The organism is Agrobacterium sp. ICMP 6402 (genome assembly GCF_009498615.1).
Taxonomy (GTDB): Bacteria; Pseudomonadota; Alphaproteobacteria; order Rhizobiales; family Rhizobiaceae; genus Agrobacterium; species Agrobacterium burrii.
Map to the genome: position 1 here is coordinate 167,016 of NZ_QSNV01000004.1, position 20,549 is coordinate 187,564.

At 59.6% G+C, this 20,549-nt stretch carries 23 protein-coding genes; 17 read left to right on the forward strand and 6 right to left on the reverse strand.

All coding sequences use genetic code 11. The features are described 5' to 3' along the window. Nucleotides 1-142 precede the first annotated feature (142 nt). The 10 genes from DXT96_RS13865 (at nt 143) to guaA (ending at nt 10,425) form a co-directional block, all read left to right on the forward strand. Complete coding sequence (locus DXT96_RS13865; RefSeq protein ID WP_035219318.1) at nt 143-511, forward strand: septal ring lytic transglycosylase RlpA family protein; 369 nt, start codon at nt 143-145, stop codon at nt 509-511. Nucleotides 512-571: 60 nt separating this feature from the next. After that, nucleotides 572-1,861, forward strand: a complete 1,290-nt coding sequence (locus DXT96_RS13870) for an RsmB/NOP family class I SAM-dependent RNA methyltransferase (protein WP_149898365.1) — start codon at nt 572-574, stop codon at nt 1,859-1,861. Nucleotides 1,862-2,016: 155 nt separating this feature from the next. Then, nucleotides 2,017-3,294, forward strand: a complete 1,278-nt coding sequence (locus tag DXT96_RS13875; protein WP_153515222.1) for an imelysin family protein — start codon at nt 2,017-2,019, stop codon at nt 3,292-3,294. Between the two features lie 57 nt (nt 3,295-3,351). Next, nucleotides 3,352-4,875: a di-heme oxidoredictase family protein gene (locus DXT96_RS13880; RefSeq protein WP_153515223.1), complete on the forward strand. Its 1,524-nt coding sequence runs from the start codon at nt 3,352-3,354 to the stop codon at nt 4,873-4,875. Beyond that, nucleotides 4,875-5,996, forward strand: a complete 1,122-nt coding sequence (locus DXT96_RS13885) for an imelysin family protein (RefSeq protein WP_153515224.1) — start codon at nt 4,875-4,877, stop codon at nt 5,994-5,996. Before DXT96_RS13880 ends, DXT96_RS13885 begins: the two co-directional genes overlap by 1 nt. A gap of 4 nt (nt 5,997-6,000) precedes the next feature. Beyond that, nucleotides 6,001-7,095 carry a DUF1513 domain-containing protein gene (locus DXT96_RS13890; protein WP_153515225.1) on the forward strand — a complete coding sequence of 365 codons (1,095 nt, stop codon included), beginning with the start codon at nt 6,001-6,003 and terminating at the stop codon, nt 7,093-7,095. A gap of 51 nt (nt 7,096-7,146) precedes the next feature. Beyond that, on the forward strand, nt 7,147-7,599 hold the full coding sequence (locus tag DXT96_RS13895) for a TspO/MBR family protein (RefSeq protein ID WP_153515226.1): 453 nt from the start codon (nt 7,147-7,149) through the stop codon (nt 7,597-7,599). 80 nt (nt 7,600-7,679) lie between these two features. Continuing rightward, nucleotides 7,680-8,129 (forward strand): PaaI family thioesterase, encoded by a 450-nt coding sequence (locus tag DXT96_RS13900; RefSeq protein ID WP_153515227.1) that lies wholly within the window; start codon nt 7,680-7,682, stop codon nt 8,127-8,129. After that, on the forward strand, nt 8,126-8,764 hold the full coding sequence (locus DXT96_RS13905) for a 5'-methylthioadenosine/S-adenosylhomocysteine nucleosidase (protein WP_153515228.1): 639 nt from the start codon (nt 8,126-8,128) through the stop codon (nt 8,762-8,764). The genes DXT96_RS13900 and DXT96_RS13905 overlap by 4 nt, the downstream gene beginning before the upstream one ends. An 83-nt stretch (nt 8,765-8,847) precedes the next feature. Further along, nucleotides 8,848-10,425: a glutamine-hydrolyzing GMP synthase gene (guaA, locus tag DXT96_RS13910; RefSeq protein ID WP_153515229.1), complete on the forward strand. Its 1,578-nt coding sequence runs from the start codon at nt 8,848-8,850 to the stop codon at nt 10,423-10,425. A gap of 38 nt (nt 10,426-10,463) precedes the next feature. Here guaA and DXT96_RS13915 read toward each other — a convergent pair whose 3' ends face one another. The 3 genes from DXT96_RS13915 to DXT96_RS27205 form a co-directional block, all read right to left on the reverse strand. Further along, nucleotides 10,464-10,952, reverse strand: coding sequence for a hypothetical protein (locus tag DXT96_RS13915; protein WP_153515230.1), 489 nt, complete (start codon nt 10,950-10,952; stop codon nt 10,464-10,466). 144 nt (nt 10,953-11,096) lie between these two features. After that, the gene (locus tag DXT96_RS13920) at nt 11,097-11,675 is read right to left on the reverse strand and encodes a TetR/AcrR family transcriptional regulator (RefSeq protein WP_153515231.1); all 579 of its coding nucleotides are present in this window, start codon (nt 11,673-11,675) and stop codon (nt 11,097-11,099) included. A 5-nt stretch (nt 11,676-11,680) separates the two neighbouring features. Continuing rightward, nucleotides 11,681-12,055, reverse strand: coding sequence for a hypothetical protein (locus tag DXT96_RS27205; protein WP_246670574.1), 375 nt, complete (start codon nt 12,053-12,055; stop codon nt 11,681-11,683). Here DXT96_RS27205 and DXT96_RS13925 point away from each other — a divergent pair. Continuing rightward, nucleotides 11,951-12,556 (forward strand): 2'-5' RNA ligase family protein, encoded by a 606-nt coding sequence (locus DXT96_RS13925; protein ID WP_371418876.1) that lies wholly within the window; start codon nt 11,951-11,953, stop codon nt 12,554-12,556. The genes DXT96_RS27205 and DXT96_RS13925 overlap by 105 nt on opposite strands. 206 nt (nt 12,557-12,762) lie before the next feature. On the opposite strand, the gene DXT96_RS26955 is transcribed toward DXT96_RS13925, so the two are convergent. After that, the gene (locus tag DXT96_RS26955; protein ID WP_003503889.1) at nt 12,763-12,930 is read right to left on the reverse strand and encodes a hypothetical protein; all 168 of its coding nucleotides are present in this window, start codon (nt 12,928-12,930) and stop codon (nt 12,763-12,765) included. Between the two features lie 234 nt (nt 12,931-13,164). On the opposite strand from DXT96_RS26955, the gene DXT96_RS13935 reads away from it, so the two are divergent. The 3 genes from DXT96_RS13935 (at nt 13,165) to DXT96_RS13945 (ending at nt 15,328) form a co-directional block, all read left to right on the forward strand. Beyond that, nucleotides 13,165-13,512 (forward strand): ArsC family reductase, encoded by a 348-nt coding sequence (locus DXT96_RS13935; protein ID WP_153515233.1) that lies wholly within the window; start codon nt 13,165-13,167, stop codon nt 13,510-13,512. A gap of 11 nt (nt 13,513-13,523) precedes the next feature. Further along, on the forward strand, nt 13,524-14,000 hold the full coding sequence (ybaK, locus tag DXT96_RS13940; RefSeq protein WP_153515234.1) for a Cys-tRNA(Pro) deacylase: 477 nt from the start codon (nt 13,524-13,526) through the stop codon (nt 13,998-14,000). A gap of 89 nt (nt 14,001-14,089) precedes the next feature. Beyond that, entirely contained in the window at nt 14,090-15,328 is a 1,239-nt protein-coding gene (locus DXT96_RS13945) for an aminopeptidase (protein ID WP_153515235.1), read from the forward strand. 6 nt (nt 15,329-15,334) lie between these two features. Here the strand turns inward: DXT96_RS13945 and DXT96_RS13950 are convergent, their stop codons facing one another. Further along, complete coding sequence (locus DXT96_RS13950) at nt 15,335-16,198, reverse strand: EamA family transporter (protein ID WP_153515236.1); 864 nt, start codon at nt 16,196-16,198, stop codon at nt 15,335-15,337. A gap of 81 nt (nt 16,199-16,279) precedes the next feature. Between DXT96_RS13950 and DXT96_RS13955 the strand changes: the two genes are divergently transcribed. From DXT96_RS13955 to DXT96_RS13965, 3 genes are all read left to right on the forward strand, one after another. Beyond that, entirely contained in the window at nt 16,280-16,780 is a 501-nt protein-coding gene (locus DXT96_RS13955; RefSeq protein WP_149898978.1) for a MarR family winged helix-turn-helix transcriptional regulator, read from the forward strand. A 109-nt stretch (nt 16,781-16,889) separates the two neighbouring features. Then, on the forward strand, nt 16,890-17,597 hold the full coding sequence (locus DXT96_RS13960; RefSeq protein ID WP_149898349.1) for a FadR/GntR family transcriptional regulator: 708 nt from the start codon (nt 16,890-16,892) through the stop codon (nt 17,595-17,597). A gap of 53 nt (nt 17,598-17,650) precedes the next feature. Further along, nucleotides 17,651-18,853: a mandelate racemase/muconate lactonizing enzyme family protein gene (locus tag DXT96_RS13965; protein ID WP_149898348.1), complete on the forward strand. Its 1,203-nt coding sequence runs from the start codon at nt 17,651-17,653 to the stop codon at nt 18,851-18,853. Here DXT96_RS13965 and xseA read toward each other — a convergent pair whose 3' ends face one another. Continuing rightward, nucleotides 18,854-20,452 carry an exodeoxyribonuclease VII large subunit gene (xseA, locus tag DXT96_RS13970; protein ID WP_153515237.1) on the reverse strand — a complete coding sequence of 533 codons (1,599 nt, stop codon included), beginning with the start codon at nt 20,450-20,452 and terminating at the stop codon, nt 18,854-18,856. Nucleotides 20,453-20,549: the final 97 nt, after the last annotated feature.

Genomic DNA, 20,549 nt, shown 5'->3' on the forward strand with positions numbered 1-20,549 from the left:
ACTTCGTGATTTGAGCTTAGCTTTTTTTCGCCATTTTTCCCTCGCCCTACAATCTCGCATCAAAAGGCGTTCAGGCCAGTTCATGGTCGTTTAGCAAGGGCACAATCAATCGGCGCGGGGCCGATTTTCAGGGAAGCACAGTTTGTTGAATATCCGTCGTATAACTTTCACCGCTGCAACTATAGCCGCCTGTTCCATCATCGCGCCTCTTCAGGCGAATGCGGCAAATGGTTGTGGAGGCGCATCGTGGTATGCGTTGACCTCCAAGACTGCTTCGGGCGAGCGTATGAACGCCGCCAACCTGACCGCCGCTCACCGCTCACTGCGGTTCGGCACCAAGGTCAAGGTTACCAACGCGCGCAACGGCAAGGCCGTGGTGGTGCGCATCAATGACCGCGGTCCGTTCATCAAGGGTCGCGTTCTCGATCTTTCCAAGGCTGCCGCCAAGAACATCGGCATGATCAGCTCCGGCACAGCCAAGGTCTGCTACGAGATCGTCAAGGCCGATTGAGCCTTGCCCTCGCCGTCATTCGCGTCTACCAACCGGGCTTATCAGCAAAAGAGGTAGACAATGCGTTTGGGCGGGCGTTTGGCCGGAGCAATCGAAGTATTGGCGGATATCGAGGGACGCAGGCGTCCCGTCGCCGATGCCTTGAAGGACTGGGGCCTTGCCCATCGTTTCGCGGGATCCGGCGACCGGGCTGCGATCGGCAACATCGTCTACGACGCGCTGCGCATGAAGCTGTCGCACGCCTGGCTGATGGATGACGACAGCGCCGCCTCGCTTGGTTATGCCGTGCTGCTGCGCCAATGGGGCAAAAGCTTTTCGGAACTGGCGGCGGAATTCGATGGCGACAAGTTCGCCCCCGCCGCACCAGACGAACAAAGGCAGCAGGCCTTTCTCTCCCGCTCTCTCGGTGACGCGCCGGCCCATATTCAGGGCGATATTCCCGAATGGGTGCAATCTTCCCTCGAAACGGCATTTGGTGAAAACTGGCTTACTGAAGCGCAGGCGCTGAATGAGCGGCCGACCCTTGACCTGCGCGCCAACACGCTGAAGGCAACCCGCGACAAGGTGCTGAAGGCGCTTGCGGAAAGCGGCGCGGAAGCCACCCGTATCGCCCGCCAGGGTGTTCGCATCCCTGCCGGCGAAGGCCCCTCCCGCCTGCCGAATGTGACCGCCGAACTCTCCTTCCAGAAGGGCTGGTTCGAAGTGCAGGACGAGGGTTCGCAGATCGTAGCCGATCTCGCCGGCGCGCATGAGGGCGAACAGATACTCGATTATTGCGCCGGAGGCGGCGGCAAGACGCTGGCCATGGCCGCCAGCATGAATAATAAAGGCCAGGTTCACGCCTTCGACGCCGACCGCAAGCGGCTTGCGCCAATCATCGAGCGGCTGAAGCGGGCCGGCACCCGCAATGTGCAGGTCCATGATCGTACAGCAGGGCTTGTACCCTTCCAGGGAAAATTCGACCGCGTTCTAGTGGATGCGCCCTGCACCGGCACCGGCACATGGCGCCGCCGCCCCGACACCAAATGGCGGCTGACGGCACGCAACCTAGAAGAACGCGTGCAGCAGCAGGGTGAGGCGCTGTCGCAGGCCAAGGGTTTCGTGCGGCCGGGCGGCGAGTTGCTTTATGTCACCTGCTCCGTTCTGCCTGAGGAAAACGAACAGCAGGTCAGGCGTTTCTGCGAGGAAAATCCCGAATTTGTCATCGGTTCTGCGCTGGAGCGCTGGCAGACGACTTTCGGTGCAAATGCGAACAAACCGCATTCCTCCGACGGAAAGACAGTGACGCTGACGCCTGCAACCACAGATACGGACGGTTTCTTCTTCTGCTTGATGAAGCGCAAAGCATAAAAGCCGATTTGCACGCAGTGATTTTACTTGCGAAATACCGCCCGAGCTTGTTTCAAAGCATTCTAAACTAGAATGTTTGACACAAGTTTGTGATTGGGTCAGAACTCCCCTGCTGTGGCGTGAAGTCATTTCATGGCCGCCAAAGGAGAGGGATCATGATCCGCAAAACCATTCTCAGCGCCTCTTTCGCGCTTCTTGCCGCATCGGCGGCTTTCACCGCGCTTCCCGCACAGGCCGCCACTGACGCGGCGGCTGTCGTCAAGCATTACGCCGATGTCGCGCACGCGAAATACGAGGATTCGCTGACCACGGCGAAGGCGCTGGACAAGGCGATCGACGCATTGATCGCAACTCCGAGCGAAGAAACCCTGAAGGCCGCCCGTGAAGCCTGGATCAAGGCGCGCGTTCCCTACCAGCAGTCGGAAGTCTACCGTTTCGGCAATCCTCTCGTTGATGCCTGGGAAGGCAAGGTCAACGCCTGGCCGCTGGATGAAGGCCTGATCGATTATGTTGACGGTTCCTACGGCACGGAAAGCGACGAGAACGAGCTTTACGTCGCCAACCTTATCGCTAATCCGAAAATCAAAATCAGCGGTGAAGAGGTCGACGCCTCCAAGATCACCCCTGAACTGATCGAGAGCCTGCACGAGGCGGGCGATGTCGAAGCCAATGTGACGACTGGCTACCACGCCATCGAGTTCCTGCTCTGGGGCCAGGATCTGAACGGCACCGGACCGGGCGCGGGCAACCGTCCCTATACCGATTACGACAAGGCAAAATGCACCAATGGCAATTGCGACCGTCGCGCTGATTACCTGAAATCCGCCTCCACCCTGCTGATCAAGGATCTTCAGGAGATGGTGGACGCCTGGGCGCCGGAAGGCGAAGCCACGAAGACGGTGGAAGCCGACCCGAAAGCCGGCCTTACCGCCATTCTCACCGGCATGGGTTCGCTCTCCTATGGCGAATTGGCCGGCGAGCGCATGAAGCTTGGCCTGCTGCTGCACGACCCGGAAGAGGAGCATGACTGCTTCTCAGACAACACCTATAATTCGCATCTGAACGACGCCATCGGCATCGCTTCGGCCTATACCGGTGAATATACCCGCGTGGACGGCACGAAGATGACCGGCGCCTCGCTGGCGGAACTCGTCGGCGCCAAGGACAAGGCGCTGAACGACGAAATGACGGCGAAGCTGAACAAGACGCTCGACGCCATGCATGCGATGGAAAAGCGCGCCCAGACCGTTGAAGCCTATGACCAGATGATCGGCGAAGGCAACAAGGAAGGCAATGCCGTGGTTCAGGCGGCCATCGACGGTCTTATCGACCAGACGAAAACCGTTGAACGCGTCATTGCTGCGCTTGATCTCGGCAAGATCGAGCTTGAAGGATCTGACAGCCTCGACAATCCCAATACCGTTTTCAAATAAGCTTTACGACGGGCCGCAGACCGCTGCGGCCCGTTATTTCCAGACGCTTCCGATTCAATGACAATTTTGCTGTTGCCGATCCGCACGCCGTTCTTCTTCGCCGGGGCAGCCTGCCTCGTGGCGTCGATATCTCTTGCCGAACCGGTGCGTGGCGATCTGACGGAGAAAGACCATAACCGTGTTCAGGCCGTGACCGCGCCGACGACGGATTTTACCAGGCCCGAGCCCTTCGAGGCCATGTCCGGCGGCGCAACGACCAGTACCAACAAAGCCGATAGCGGCGCGTTTTCGCATCCTTCCGCCACCATGCAATTCGAGCGGAAGCAGGATTTCAAGCTCGGCAATGCGCTGTTCCAGAAGCTCTGGGTCTCCTCCCCCTCCTCCACACAGGCATCGGACGGGCTGGGGCCGCTTTATAATGCGCGATCCTGCCAGACCTGCCATGTGAAGGATGGCAGAGGCCGCCCGCCTCTTGCCGGGGAAGACGCCGTCTCCCTGTTTCTGCGGTTGGCGCGACCGGCCCGAAACGAGGCGGAACGTACCGCGATTGCGCGCCACGAGGTGCTGAACTTCCCCGACGAGACCTATGGCCGGCAATTGCAGAACCTTGCCATTCCCGGCCTTCCAGCCGAGGGCAAGCCGGTCATTTCCTACTCTGAAACGCCCGTGCGCCTCTTAGATGGAGAGGTGGCGATGCTGCGCAAGCCTGCCTATGCCGTAGCGGACCTCCAATATGGCCCGCTTGGCGCCGACACGACGGTTTCGGCGCGGATCGCCATGCCAACCCTCGGGCTTGGCCTGATCGAGGCCATTGCCGATATCGATATTCTGGTCAAAGCCGATCCCGATGACAAGAATGGCGATGGCATTGCCGGCCGCCCTGCGTGGGTCAGGGATCATCGCACCGGCGAGTTGAAACTTGGGCGGTTCGGCTGGAAAGCCCAAAATGCAAGCGTTCGCGATCAGAGCGCCAGCGCGTTCTCCCACGATATCGGCATCTCCACGGCGGATGCACCGAACGCCTATGGTGATTGCACCGAAACCCAGAAGGACTGTCTTGCCATGCCGACCGGCGTGCAGCCACGGCTGGGGCCGGTGGAGGCCCCTGACCCCGTTCTCGACCTTGTAGCCTTTTACACTGAAAACCTTGCCGTACCGCAGCGCCGCAACGCCGGTGATCCGACCGCTCTGCGGGGAAAGCAGCTTTTCTACACCTCCGGCTGCACGGCCTGCCATACGCCGAAATTTGTCACCCGCCGTGATGCGAGCGACCCCATGCATTCTTTCCAGCTGATCTGGCCCTATTCGGATTTCCTGCTGCATGACATGGGAGAGGAGCTTGCCGATGGCCAGCACGTGGGCGAAGCGAGCGGGAGACAATGGCGAACGCAGCCTCTCTGGGGCATCGGCCTGACGCGAAGCGTCAATGGCAATGGTTTTTACCTGCATGACGGGCGGGCGCGCAGCCTGACAGAAGCAATATTGTGGCACGGCGGCGAAGGGCAAAAAGCGCGCGACGCCTTTGCCGCCTTGCAAAAATCCGACCGGCAGGCTTTGCTGGCTTTTCTGGAGTCCCTTTGATGAAAAATGCCATGCGAAAAATATCCGGCCTCGTTTCCGTGCTGCTGCTTTTGACCAATCAGCCGACGATGGCGCAGGATGTGGAACTGATGCCGCCGCCACCGCTCGACCCCGCACAGGTACGGAGCGTTATGGAAAAGGCGGTGAACGGCTTCATACGCCCCGGTTACGACCACTTCCGGCAATCGGCAGACAGGCTCGAAGGCAGCATGAAGGCCTTCTGCGCAGCGCCCTCCAAAACGACGGATGAGGCGGCCAAGGCAGCCTTTGCCGATACGGTAGCGAACTGGTCGACCATCGAGATCGTGCGGGTCGGCCCTGTCATCGAGCAGAACCGTTTCGAACGCGTGCTTTATTACCCCGACAAGAAGGGGCTGGGGCTGAAACAGGTGCAGCGTTACCTCTCGGAAAAGGATGAGAGCGTCACCAGCGCCGACGGCCTGAAGGGCAAGAGTGTCGCGGCGCAGGGGCTTGGCGCGCTGGAATTCGTGCTTTACGGCACTGGCGCGGAAGAACTGCTCGACAAAATGGGGGATTTCCGCTGCCGCTTCGGCGCGGCCATCGCCGGCAATATCGCCAATGTGGCGGCCGAGCTTTCCGACAGCTGGAACGCCCCTGATGGCGCGCAGAAAAACTGGACGCAGCCCGGAGCGGACAATCCGGTCTTTCGAGACGAGCGCGAGGCCCTGGTTGCCCTGCTCGGCATTCTCGTGCATGGCTCAGAGGCGATCCGTGACCAGCGGATCGAAACCTTCTATAAGGGGCCTGACAAGGCGCGGTTTCCCCGTACCGCCATTTACTGGCGCTCCGGCCTGACGTGGAAGAGCATTGCCACCAACATCAAGGCCGTTCAGACCCTGCTGCACACCGCCGATATGGTCGAACTCGTGCCGCCCGATCAGCGCTCCATCGTTAATTCAATCGACTTCATCGCCAAGTCGATGATCCGCATTTCCGGAACAATCGATACGGACGTGGAAAAGGCGCTGGAAAAAGATGATCAGCGCGCCAAGGTGGATTACCTGCTCCTCAACGGCAAAGACCTGATCTACCGTCTCAATGACCAATATGGCGGCGCGATCGGCCTCAGCTCCGGCTTTTCCTTCGCCGACGGGGACTGAGCCGATGATATCAGGCGCCAAACGGATGCTGATAGATCGGCGCAGCTTCATCAAGGCGGTGGGCATTCCCTTTCTCGCCACGCTGGCTCCCCGTTCACTTTATGCGCTGGAACGCACAGACGCCGTCTTTGCTTCTGCCTTCCGCGCCCGTGACGGCTCCTACGGTATTGCGACGGTGAGCGAGCGTGGCGAGATCATCGACCGTGTTGCGCTTCCCGCCCGCGCGCATGGAATGGCGACGAGCCACGCCACGGGCACGACCGTGGCCTTTGCGCGCCGGCCCGGCACCTTCTTCATGGCCTTCGATCCCGCGCGGCACCGCGAACCGATTGTGATGCACACGCCGGAGAACCGCCATTTCTATGGCCACGGGCAATTTTCCCCCGATGGCGCAATTCTCTATGCCAGCGAAAACGACTTCGACGGCAATCGCGGTGTTATCGGGCTTTACGACGCCAAAAATGGATTTGCCCGTATCGGCGAATACGATGCCCACGGCGTCGGTACGCATGATATGACGGTGAGCGATGACGGGCGGCTGATCGTGATCGCCAATGGCGGCATCGAAACCCACCCGGATTTCGGCCGTACCAAGCTCAATATCGACAGCATGCAACCCTCTCTCGTGCTTCTGGATGCCGCAACGGGCCAGTTAATCCAGAAACATACGATGCCGGACCGGCTGCGGCAGCTTTCCACCCGCCATGTAGACCTTGGCAATGACGGTCGCGTCTGGTTCGCATGCCAATATGAGGGACCACGCAACGATCTGCCGCCACTGGTCGGCCATTTCGCCAAGGGCGAGGATTTGGCCTTCGTCGACCTGCCGGAGGAAACGACGGTGCGCCTTGCCAATTATGTCGGCGCCATCGCCGTCAACCGGCGCGAGGGGCTGGTGGGTCTGACGTCGCCCAATGGCAATGCCGCGGTGACGCTGGATGCGAAAACCGGGCGGGTGGTTTCAGAGGTAAGCGTGCGCGACGCAGCGGGCGTTGCACCCTCCGCCCGGGGGATTGCGGTTTCTTCCTATGATGGATTTTTCGAAACCCTGCGCAGTGACGTGGCATGGGACCAGCATATCGTGCGCATCGCCAGCTAAAATACTGAAAAGGCACGGGAACCAAAGCGCGGCCGGCGCATTGGAAGCGTCATGAAAAACCTCAACGTGTATATTGTTTTCGTGGTTGCAGTTGTTGCCGTTGGGGCGCTGATCGGCGTCAACAATGTGCCCGGCGAATGGTATCAATCACTGCAAAAGCCGTTCTTCAATCCGCCTAACTGGATTTTCGGGCCGGTCTGGACGACGCTTTACGTGCTGATCGGCATCGCCGGCGCACGGACATGGATCAGGAAGCGGATGGGGACACGCATGCGCCTCTGGTTCACCCAGATGGTGCTGAATTTCCTGTGGTCGCCGATCTTTTTCGGCATGCAAAGCCCGGCGGGCGCACTGGTCATCATCGTGCCGATGCTGATCTGCATCCTCGCCTTCATCGCACTCACCTATCGCCGTGACAGGATATCGATGTGGCTTTTCGTTCCTTATGCCCTCTGGGTTGGCTTCGCCACCCTGCTGAATGCGAGTATCGGCCTCCTGAACTAAATGACTTCCGCACCCTTGCCTTGCCCGTCGTCCCACGCCATGTCAGTTTGCGGTGGAGACTTAGAGCAGGCAGGTAGGCCATGGAGATCACGGATCCCGGCGATTTTCGTCAGCGGATAGAAAGAAGCTTTGCGCGGCAGGGTGTCGTGCAGGCAATCGATGCGCAGATCAGCCGTATCGAACACCGGCTGGTGGAAATCGAATTGCCCTTTCATGAAAAGCTGACGCAGCAGCATGGCATATTGCATGCCGGCGTCATCGCCGCCGGTCTGGATACGGCCTGCACCTATGCCGCCTATACGATCATCGAGCCGGAAGCCTCGCTTTTGACCATCGAGTTCAAGGTCAACCTCATGTCGCCGGGTCGCGGCGATCGGTTCCTGTTTCGTGGCGAGATCATCAAGCCCGGAAATAATCTGATCGTTGCCGACGGCCGCGCCTATGCGCTTGCCGACGGACCGGCAAAACTGATCGCCTCCATGACAGGCACGATGATGGTGGTGAAGGGACGCGAGGACATTACCGGATGAGCTATCGGCTTTTGCATGTTGCGGATAAATCCGTTCTTTTTGTCATGGCGGCTCCCGCCGAATACGGCCCTCACCTGCAGGCGAGAATTTCACCCCTCATGATCGGCGTCGGCCCGGTTGAGGCAGCGGTTTCAGTCACGGCGGTTCTTGCCGGTCTCGATGCGGCGGATCATCTGCCCGACCTCGTCGTTTCGCTCGGTTCCGCCGGCTCGCGGACGCTGGAACAGACGGGCATTTATCAGGCGATTTCAGTTTCCTATCGCGACATGGACGCTTCCCCCTTCGGTTTTGAAAAGGGTTGCACGCCGTTTCTCGACCTGCCGGCCGAGGTGGCCTTGCCCTTCCGCATACCCGAAATTGCCGACGCACGGCTTTCCACCGGCGGCAATGTGGTTTCTGGCGCCGCCTATGGCTTGATCGATGCCGATATGGTGGAAATGGAGACCTTTGCCGTTTTGAGAGCCTGCCAGCGCTTCGGTGTGCCGCTTATCGGCCTGCGCGGTATTTCCGATGGCAAGGCCGATGTGAACCACGTGGACGACTGGACGGAGTATCTGCACATCATCGATGAAAAGCTGGCGGATGCCATCGACCGGCTTTGCCACGCCATTGAGGAGGGCGTGATCGCCCTTTGAAACCTTGCGATTTTCGCAAATTTCCGCTGGTTGATGCCCGCTTGCGGGTTGCCTAAAGCCGCCATTTTCTTTAAAGGCTCGCCATGACCCAGATAGCCCATCCCGACAGCATTCTCATCATCGATTTCGGCAGCCAGGTGACGCAGCTGATTGCGCGCCGCATCCGCGAAGCCGGGGTCTATTGCGAAATCCATCCGTTCCAGAATGCCGCAGAGGCGTTTGAGAAGCTTCAGCCCAAGGGCGTGATCTTCTCCGGCGGCCCCGCATCCGTGACGGCTGAAGGCAGCCCGCGCGCGCCGCAGGCGGTGTTCGACAGCAAGGTTCCGATCCTCGGCATCTGCTACGGCCAGCAGACGCTTTGCACGCAGCTCGGCGGTGTCGTCGAGGGCGGCCATGCGGCGGAATTCGGCCGCGCCGATATCGACATCAAAAAGGCGAGCCCGCTTTTCGAAGGCTTCTGGGATGAGGGCAAGAGCTATCCTGTCTGGATGAGCCATGGCGACCGCGTGACGAAGCTGCCGGAAGGTTTCGAGGTCATCGCCACCTCGGAAAACGCGCCCTTCGCCATCGCAGCCGACGAGACGCGTCACTATTACACCACCATGTTCCACCCGGAAGTGGTGCACACGCCTGATGGCGGCAAGCTGCTGTCCAACTTCGTGCACAAGATCGTTGGCCTGAAATCCGACTGGACAATGGCGGCCTATCGCGCCGAGATGATCCGCAAGATCCGCGATCAGGTCGGCACCGGCCGCGTGCTCTGCGCGCTCTCCGGCGGCGTCGATTCCTCGGTTGCGGCGATCCTCATCCATGAGGCGATCGGCGACCAGCTGACCTGCGTTTACGTCGATCACGGCCTGATGCGGCTTGGCGAGAGCGAGCAGGTGGTCGGCATGTTCCGCGACCATTACAATATTCCGCTTGTTCATGTGGACGCAGCCGATCTGTTCCTCGGCGAACTCTCGGGCGTTTCCGATCCGGAAGCAAAGCGCAAGACCATCGGTCGCCTGTTCATCGAGGTCTTCGAGGCCGAAGCGGCCAAGATCGCTTCGGATGGCAAGGGTGCACCGAAGTTTCTGGCGCAGGGCACGCTTTACCCTGACGTCATCGAAAGCGTTTCCTTCTCCGGCGGTCCGTCCGTCACCATCAAGAGCCACCACAATGTCGGCGGTCTTCCCGAGCGCATGAACATGCAGCTCGTTGAACCGCTGCGTGAGCTCTTCAAGGACGAAGTCCGCGCGCTCGGCCGCGAACTCGGCCTGCCGGAAAGCTTCATCGGCCGACACCCCTTCCCCGGTCCTGGTCTGGCGATCCGCTGCCCCGGCGCAATCACCCGCGAAAAGCTCGATATTCTGCGCAAGGCAGATGCGGTCTATCTCGACGAAATCCGCAAGGCCGGTCTCTATGACACGATCTGGCAGGCTTTCGCCGTGCTGCTGCCGGTGCAGACCGTCGGCGTCATGGGCGACTACCGCACCTATGACTTCGTCTGCGCGCTGCGTGCCGTGACCTCGGTGGATGGTATGACGGCAGATTTCTATCCCTACGACATGAATTTCCTCGGCCGCGCCGCGACCCGCATCATCAACGAAGTACGCGGCATCAACCGTGTCGTCTATGACGTTACGAGCAAGCCGCCCGGCACGATCGAGTGGGAATAACGGCTACAATCGACCCAGCTTAAACGATAACGCCGCGACTAGTTCGCGGCGTTTCTGTTTTGTCTTGCGAGGTAGATGATCTGGACGGTCAGGCCGACAATGAGGATCGCCAGCAACCCTGCCTGAACACCAAGAAGCAGCGGCGATTTCAAATCGGTGACAAAGGGATGACCGTCCGGAACACGGCGCAGGGTCTCCGTCGCCGTCGGTACCATCAAGAGAAACGCGCTGACACTGAGACAAATGGTTTCAACATATCTGGCGATGCGCGTTGAGCCGAGAATGCGCTCGATCCCGTAACCTGCAAGCAGGAACAGGATGGTGAGCGCGCCAATGGCGTAACTGACCGGCTGATGCGCCACGAGGAAGGCCGTCGCGGCACCAATCAACATGGACACAAAATAGATGGCGCCCGGCGTGGATCGGGGAACAATTCGACCGTGACGGGCAAACATGTAAATGGCCACGGGAATGGCCGGCAGGCTGCCGAGTGTGTGGACCCAGCCAAGCGGAGAAATTCCGAACATGAGAGATTACCTTTCTCTTCCCAAAGGTCGGGGGACCTGAGGAAGCAGACTGTTGACGACCTATCTGCAAGCGTAGTGCTGTCTATTTACCGGGTCTGGGTGTCGCTCAGGTCATGTATTCACCTCCCTGGCGACGTTTCGTTTTCAAGCGGTGATGCGTTCCAGCATGGGGCGGGTTATCGCGCCAAAGGTCGCGGCATCACCGTGGGCGCGGGCCGAGAGCATTGCGCCATGCACAGTGGCCATGAACATTTCAGCATTGGCCCTCGCCGTCCCGGTCATCACAAAGCGCCCTTGGGCGACGCCGCGCTCCAGCACGGCGGTGAGCCAGTCCGAGAGGCTTTGAAAATGCGCGCGCACTTCAAGAACGACAGATTCGGGAAGGACCGGTATTTCAGTGGCGAGCAGGGCGCAGACGCAGAAGGGATGGGTCGCGTCAGCGATACAGCCCTCCCAATAGCCGACATAAGCGCGAAGCTGTTCGAGCGGATCAGAGATGTTTCGCTCCAGTTCGGCGATCCCGGCTTCAGCTTCCTGCCTGTACTGCTCGACCAATTTGCGGACCAGGTCTGACTTGCTGGGGAAATGGTGGTGAATGCTGGCATTGCGAATGCCGACCACATTGGAGATATCCGCGTAGCTGAAACTGTTATAGCCGCCCCTTACAATGAGGGTGCGCGCGCAGCGAAGGATATCATCGGCTCTGGTCTGTGGGTTTTTCATATTCATTATCTACCAACTAGTAGGTAGAATGTCAACTTGACGCATCGTACTGTTATTTCCGGGCATTCCTCCTGCCTGTCGGGACGATTGTTCTCTTTTTGTTCTTTCAATTCCTTCTGACAATGATAATATCGCGGCCTTGGCAAAAGCCGTGGAGCATCGTCATGGGTTTCGAGTTGACGGATAAAGGAGGTGTAAGGCAGCTTTTCTTTGAAGGGCTGGAGCCGCCGAAAATACAGCGCTTCAATCCGCGATTGCGCAGCAAGGTCTTGATCGTGTTGAAACCGCCGGCAGCCTTGGCAGAGAGGATTTTTGCCGATGCCTCGCACCATGCGGAAGGACGGACGAGGCGTGCAGCCTATCCTGCGGAGCTTCTGCATATAACCCTGCTCTGTGTCGGATGTTTCGAGACTGCGCCTCGCGGGCTGATAAACAGGCTGAAGGCGGCACTGGGGGAAATCGAGGCGCGGCCTGTTCCTATCACTTTCGAAGAAACATCGCTTTTTGGTAATCGCAATAGTCTGGTGCTGCGAAGCGGCCGCGACATGCCGGAGATCAAGGCTCTGGTGAAGATGCTGCAACGTGCCCTTTGGCGGGCAAATCTTCCCTTTATTACGGCATCATCTTTTACGCCGCATCTCACCATGGTCTATGGCTGCGGAAAGATTGAGCCGATGCCGGCTGGTAAACCCTATAGCTGGCTGGCGGGCAATTTTGAGCTCGTCTTCAGCCACAATGGCGAAACACGGCACGAATCTCTGGCACGCTTTGCGCTTTCAGCGAAGGCGGATCGTTATGAGCGGCCGGAGAGCCAGTTATATTTATCGGAAAGAATGATCGGCCCGTCGAAGCGGCCGAAGCAGAGTGCAGCGGTGCGATGACGTGCGCTCAAAACGGCGGAGCAATCCTGTGCTGACAATTTATCCCGCATCTGCCGTTCGAGGACAATGCGGGAACCTTCCGGCGTGAATACAGAACGCTTCTCGAGCCATTCGCAGCACATCCAGCTCGCGCGTCGAAAACCGATATGAATTTCGACCCGAAGCGCAAGCGAGGCGATGCCGCCTCGCTACAAGTAACAACCAGCTTAGAGCTGTACCTTGTCGAAAGCCTTGCCGTCGATGCCGAGGGCTTCGAGATCGGCACGGGCCGGCTTGCGATGTGCGCGAACAGCGGCCGAAACCGAGAGCGCAGCACCGAGAACGGCGAAAGTTTCGCCGAAGAAGTTACGCGATGTCTTTGCAACCTGACGCATTTTTCTCTCCATCTTTGATACGCAAATAATGGGTATTTTCGGCCTCTTCTACAACTCATGATGTAGCAGGGAAGCCATGCAGCTTTGCTCGCGCTCGTTTAGATATCAGCCATGGCGATTCCGCATGGCTCAGATGTCACGCCTCTCAAACGGCGCAGAGCACTTCAGCGAGCGGGTTGAATAAGGTGGATATTTTGTTATGCCGGAGAGCTTGAAGACAACGAGGCTGGCAGCATGACGATCACCATTTACGGCATCAAGAACTGCGACACGATGAAGAAGGCCAGAAGCTGGCTGGAAACCAACGGCATCGACTATTCTTTTCATGACTACAAGGCGGCCGGCATTGACCGCGCCCATCTGGAGACATGGTGCGATGCCGCGGGTTGGGAAACGGTTCTCAACCGCGCCGGCACGACCTTCAGGAAACTGGATGATGGCCAGAAGGCCGATCTTAGCCGTGAGAAGGCCATCGGATTGATGCTGGAGCAGCCCTCGATGATCAAGCGTCCGGTACTCGAGGCCAAGGGCAAGATAACCGTCGGTTTCAAACCGGAAACCTACCAGACCTTCTTTGCCTGAGCCCAGCCGCCATGTCGAAAACGACCCGCGCCACCCAGATACTGACCAAGGCCGGTATTGCCTTTAACACCGTCACCTATGACTACGACCCGAATGCCGACCGCATCGGCCTGCAGGCGGCCGAGGCAATTGGCGAACCGCCGCATCTGGTGCTGAAAACGCTGATGGCGGAGCTGGACGGCAAACCGGTCTGCGTCGTTGTCCCTTCCGACCGTGAGGTGAGCATGAAGAAACTCGCCGCCGCCTTCGGAGGTAAATCCGCCAGCATGATGAAGCCTGCCGATGCGGAGCGGGCCACCGGTTACCACGTCGGCGGCATCAGCCCTTTCGGGCAGAAGAAGCAGGTGCCGACGGCCATTGAGGCCGAGGCCATGGCGCATGCGCATGTTTATGTGAATGGCGGGCAAAGGGGGTTGCAGGTGAGACTTTCGCCTCGCGATGCGCAGGCGGCACTGAAGGCCGTCATCGCTCCGCTGGTAGCGGACTGACGCTTTTCCCACCGCTTTTGAAAGCATTTGGCTTTCGAAAGGAATGGGCTATGGTCGGCGCCTCCGATTGAAATATACGAAGGCAGATCATGACCGTTTCTCCCATCGATCCCGTCAAACTCGAAAAACTGGCCGAAGTCGCCGTAAAAGTCGGCCTGCAATTGCAGAAGGATCAGGATCTGGTGATCACGGCACCGCTGGCGGCGCTGCCGCTGGTGCGGCTTTTGACCAAACATGCCTATCTCGCCGGCAGCGGGCTGGTCACCACCTTCTATTCCGATGAGGAAACGACGCTTGCCCGCTATCGCCACGCCAGCGACGCAAATTTCGACCGGGCTTCCGGCTGGCTCTATGAGGGCATGGCGAAAGCCTATGCCAACGGCGCTGCACGGCTGGCGATTGCCGGTGACAACCCCATGCTGCTGGCGGAGCAGGACCCTGCCAAGGTGGCGCGCGCCAACAAGGCCAATTCCACGGCCTACAAGCCAGCGCTGGAGAAGATTTCCAATTTCGACATCAACTGGAACATCATCTCCTATCCGAACCCCTCCTGGGCAAAGCAGGTCTTCCCGGATATTGCCGAGGACGAAGCAGTCCGAAAGCTCGCAGACGCCATCTTCGCCGCCTCGCGGGTTGATCTGGCCGATCCGGTCGCGGCATGGGCGGAGCATAACGCCAATCTTGCCAAGCGTTCGGCATGGCTGAATGGTGAGCGCTTCGCATCGCTGCATTTCACCGGTCCCGGCACGGATGTGACGATCGGGCTGGCGGACGGCCATGAATGGCATGGCGGCGCTTCCACAGCCAAGAACGGCGTAACCTGCAACCCGAATATTCCGACGGAAGAAGTGTTTACCACGCCGCATGCGCTGCGGGTGGATGGTTACGTTTCCAGCACCAAGCCCCTGTCGCATCAGGGAACACTGATCGACGATATCAGGGTGAAGTTCGAAGCCGGCCGCATCATCGAAGCCAAGGCTTCCATGGGCGAAGCGGTGCTGAACAAGGTGCTGGATACCGACGAGGGCGCGCGGCGTCTGGGCGAAGTGGCGCTGGTGCCGCATTCCTCACCGATCTCCGCAAGCGGTATCCTGTTCTACAACACGCTGTTTGACGAAAACGCCTCGTGCCACATTGCGCTTGGCCAATGCTACTCGAAATGCTTCGTTGATGGCGCTTCCTTGTCGCAGGATCAGATCAAGGCGCAGGGCGGCAATTCCAGCCTCATCCACATCGACTGGATGATCGGTTCCGACAAGGTGGATATTGACGGCGTGAAGCGGGATGGCTCCACGGTTCCGGTTATGCGCAAGGGCGAATGGGCCTGAGGGCGCTTACCTCGGCAACTGGCTGCGCTGACTGAGCCAGATGCTGAAAAGCACCGCGACAAACCCGGCGATCTGCGCTGGCGTGAGGCTTTCGCCGAGCGCCAGCCAGCCCAGAAGAGTTGCAACGACAGGGCTTAGAAAACCGAGCGATGCGGCAGCCGAGGGCTCGATGCGGGCAAGCCCGCGAAACCACAAAAGATAGGTCAGCGCCGCGCCGATGAGGCCGAGATAGGCCATGCCGAGAATATTGGCGGCGGTCGGCGCTGGCAGGGCCGGTTCCAGAACAAAGGCAACCGGCAAGAGCAAAATGCCGCCTGCGGTCAATTGCCAGGCGGTGAAGGTGAGATTGGAGACCGGCGGTCGCCATTTGCGGGTCAGCACCGTTCCGAAAGCCATGGAGACGGCACCGGCAAGTCCTGCGGCAACGCCGATACCATCCAGCGCAGCACCGGGCGTCAGAACCAAAAATGCTACACCTGTGATGCCCAGCAGTCCGGCGGCGATGGCAAGCGGCCTGACGGGTGCGGCCAGAAACAGCCGGGAAAGGCCAATGACGATGAGGGGTTGTACCGCACCCACCGTTGCCGCCACACCGCCCGGCAGCCGATAAGCCGACACGAAAAGCATCGCCCAGAAAAACGAAAAATTCAGCGCGCCAAGAATGAAGCTGCGCGGCCACCAGATGCCTTCCGGCAGCTTCCGGACGAGCAGCAACAGCAGGATGCCCGCCGGCAAAGCACGCAGCATGGCGACATGCAGAGGGTAGCCCTGTGGCAAAAATTCCGTGGTGACGAAATAGGTGGTTCCCCAGATGGCCGGGGCAAGCGCGGTCACCAGCACATCGGCGGCGTAGGTCGGATTTTTCTTCATTTCAAGAATCTCTACATCAAGACAAATCTACCCTATTCGATTTTATCTTGACGTCAAGATATCAATTGTTATGCCTTGATGATGAGTAAAGAACCGCTAGACCACGTCGATCATATTCTGGCGCAATGGCGCAAGGAGCGGCCCGATCTCGATGTCGGCCCCATGGGCCTGCTCGGGCGCCTCCACCGCCTCAGTACACATCTTGGCCGTGAGGTTGAGGCGGTGCTGCTGAGACATGGGCTCTCCTCCTCCGCTTTCGATGTGCTGGCGACATTGCGGCGGGCGGGCTCACCCTATCAGCTCTCTCCCGGCGATCTGCTGGCCATGACCATGGTGAGTTCCGGCACCATGACCAACCGGATCGACCAACTGGAAAAGGCCGGGCTGGTGGAGCGCATTCACAACCCGCATGACCGGCGCAGCGTGTTGATATCGCTGACGGAGCGTGGACTTGCCATTGTCGAGGATGCCGTCGGGGCGCATGTCGAAAACCAGCATCGTCTGGTCGCTCATCTCGGCAAAGAGGAGCAGGCGGCGCTGAACGGGCTGCTGAAGCGCTTTTTGCAGGATTTCGAGGAATAGGTTCATCGATCAGACAAACATCCAATCGAACCAGCGATGGGTGCTTGTTTCGGCGCGAAAAATCCTGTAAGCAATTTTCCATAAACCTGTACTACAGGTTGGAGGAAAAATGTATAACGCCATTTCCCATGAAACCGGTCTCGTCAGCAGCACGATCGGCGCAATCACCCGCCATATCCGCGAAAACGAACTGGCCCCCGGCGCGAAACTGCCGAGCGAACTTTCGCTTTCCCAGCAGCTCGGCGTCTCACGCACCGTCGTTCGCGAAGCTTTCCGGTCCCTTTCGGCCATGCGGCTGATCGATGTCAGCGCCGGCAAGCGCGCCACCGTGGCAACGCTTGATCATGGGGCGATGTCGCTGATGTTCGAGCATGGCATTCATACCGAGCAGATCAACATCCAGCAGATTTACGACGTACGCCGTACCATCGAGGTCAGAACCGTGACGCTCGCGGCACTCAGGCGCACGGATGCGGAAGCGCTCACCATTCTCGACCATGCCAATAATATGGGACGGGATTTCGGCGACAACGACAAAGTCATGGAACATGACCTTGCTTTCCACCTCGCCGTCGCCCGGGCTTCCAAGAACCCGGTTTTCGAGCTCATTCTCGGCGCGTTCCAGAATGTGACGCGCCAGACATGGCCGATCGGCTGGAAAAGCCGGACATCTGACGCCCAGCGTCACGCAGCCGGCGAGCTTCACGTCGCCATCGGGCAGGCTATTGCCGCCGGCGACCCGCAAACCGCTTCAACGCTTATGGCGCGGCATTTCGATGAAAGCGTGCATGCGCTTCTGGCCGCCGGCATAGCCTGATTTTTTCAACGCAGTCCCAGGCGGAAACTGACTGCCTCTGGAGGAGACACTTCATGAAAATCACCAAACTCGAGACCGTCCGCGTGGCGGAACGGGCAAACCTGCTCTGGGTTCTGGTCCACACGGATGAGGGCATTACCGGGCTTGGCGAAACCTTTTATGGTGCCGAGACGGTGGAAACTTATGTGCACGAATATATCGCGCCGCGCGTGATCGGCCGCGACCCGTTGCAGATCGACCTTCTGGCGCAGGATCTCGTCGGTTATCTCGGCTTCCGTTCATCGGGTGCGGAAGTACGTGGCAATTCCGCCTTCGATATCGCGCTATGGGATATTTTCGGCAAGGCCACCAACCAGCCGATCGCCCAGCTTCTCGGCGGTTTCAGCCGCAAGGAAATCCGCACTTACAATACCTGCGCAGGCACTGAATATATCAAGAAGGCCACCGGCCAGCAGACGGGCAATTACGGCCTCTCCGGCGGCAAGGACTATGATGATCTGAACGGCTTCCTGCACAGGGCGGACGAGCTTGCCCATTCGCTGCTGGAAGACGGCATTACGGCCATGAAGATCTGGCCTTTCGATGCGGCGGCGGAGAAGACACGCGGACAATATATCTCGATGCCGGACCTGAAAAGCGCGCTGGAGCCGTTTGAAAAAATCCGCAAAGCGGTCGGCGACAAGATGGATATCATGGTGGAGTTTCACTCCATGTGGCAGCTTCTGCCCGCCATGCAGATCGCCAAGGCGCTCACGCCATACCAGACCTTCTGGCATGAAGACCCGATCAAGATGGACAGTCTTTCCAGCCTGACGCGGTATGCCGCCGTGTCGCCCGCGCCGATTTCCGCATCCGAAACGCTCGGTTCCCGCTGGGCTTTCCGCGATCTTCTGGAAACCGGTGCTGCCGGTGTGGTGATGCTTGATATCAGCTGGTGCGGCGGGCTTTCGGAAGCACGCAAGATCGCCTCCATGGCGGAAGCCTGGCATCTGCCGGTCGCGCCGCATGATTGCACCGGGCCGGTGGTGCTTTGCGCCTCCACACATCTGTCGCTCAATGCGCCAAATGCGCTGGTGCAGGAAAGCGTGCGCGCCTTCTACAAGACCTGGTATCGCGATCTCGTGACCGCCTTGCCGGAAGTGAAAAACGGCATGATCACCGTGCCGCCGGGGGCCGGCCTTGGCATGGAACTGCATCCCGATATCGAAAAGACCTTCACCGTCAGCCGCCGTTTTTCGGATGCGGCATCGATCTGATCAAAACAGACTGCCCTGATTGCCGGGGCCTGAAGAAGCCGGTTTCGCCGGCTTCTTTTTTGGCGCGGCAGCCGCATCCGGGGACGGCGTCCCCTCACCCGTCGTGATGGCGGAGACCCGGCCATCGGCAAATTCCATCGATACGACAGCGCCGGAGGCAATGGCGGCAGCGCGGGTCAGCGGCCGGTTTTCCTCATCGCGGATCACAGCGTAACCGCGATTGAGCACGTTCTTGTAGGAGAGCGACTGCAGGATACGGTTGTGGGCGGCAAGGCCCGCGCGGTTCTGCGCCATGCGATGCAGGACGGCGGTATCGGCGCGGCGCGCGGCGGTGACGACGCGTTCCTTCTGCCGCTCCAGCTGGCCAAGCAGGCGGGCGGGCAGTGAACGCAGCGCGGAATCGAAGGCATCGACGCGGCCTTTCCCCTGCAACAGCCGGCGTTCCACCAAAGCTTCGGCCCGGTGCATGCGCTCGGTGATCCGTTGCCTGTGGTGTTTGAGACCGTTCAGAAGGGTTTCCGGCCGAAGCCCCGAAGCGGAGCGCTCAAAAGCGCGACGCTTGTTCAGCGTGGTCATTTCAAGCCCACGGCCGAGACCGCTTGCCGCTTCGTCGAAACGGCGGCGCGGCAGGGCCAGAAGCTGGTCGAGCGACGGCAGCGCCCGCACCAGCGCCCGCAGGCCCTGACGGCGATTGTCCATCTGCCGCGATACCGAGCCGGAAAGACGGGCAGCGAGCCCGGAAAGCTGCGCCTCAAGCTCGGCACGCACCGGCACGGCCATTTCGGCCGCTCCCGTCGGCGTCGGTGCGCGAACATCGGCGGCATAGTCGATCAATGTCGTATCCGTCTCGTGTCCGACGGCGGAAATCAGCGGAATTTCACTTTCCGCCGCGGCGCGCACGACGATTTCGTCGTTGAAACTCCAGAGGTCCTCCAGACCGCCGCCACCACGCGCGACAATCAGCACGTCAGGACGGGCAATCTCGCCACCGATCTTCAGCGCATTAAAACCACGAATGGCGTTCGCAATCTCCTCGCCAGAACCTTCGCCCTGCACCTTGACCGGCCAGACGACGACATGGACGGGAAAACGATCCGAAATGCGGTGAAGAATATCGCGAATGACCGCGCCCGTGGGCGAGGTAACGACGCCGATGACATGCGGCATGAACGGAAGGCGGCGCTTGCGGGCCGGATCGAACAGCCCTTCCGCCGCCAGACGCCGCCGGCGATCTTCCAGTAGCGCCATCAGTGCGCCGGCACCAGCCGGCTCGAGGCTTTCGATGACGATCTGGTATTTTGATGAGCCGGGAAAGGTGGTGACCTTGCCCGTCGCAATCACTTCCATGCCCTCTTCCGGGCGAAACTTCAGCCGCGAAAACGTGCCCTTCCAGATCACCGCATCGATGCGGGCGCGATCATCCTTCAGCGAGAAATAAGCGTGGCCGGAAGAATGCGGGCCGCGATAGCCGGAAATCTCGCCGCGCACCCGCACCTGCTCGAAAGCCGTCTCCACCGTGCGTTTGATGGAACCCGACAGTTCGGACACCGAGAACTCGGCAAGATTGCTCAATGCGGCGTGGGAGAAGATATCGCTCATGACCGTTTGTAACCAAAACCCGTCGATTCGGAAATGCCGGTGCTCGCCAGCCCGATTTTAACGGCGATGAAACCATATCCTCAACTAACGAGTTAGG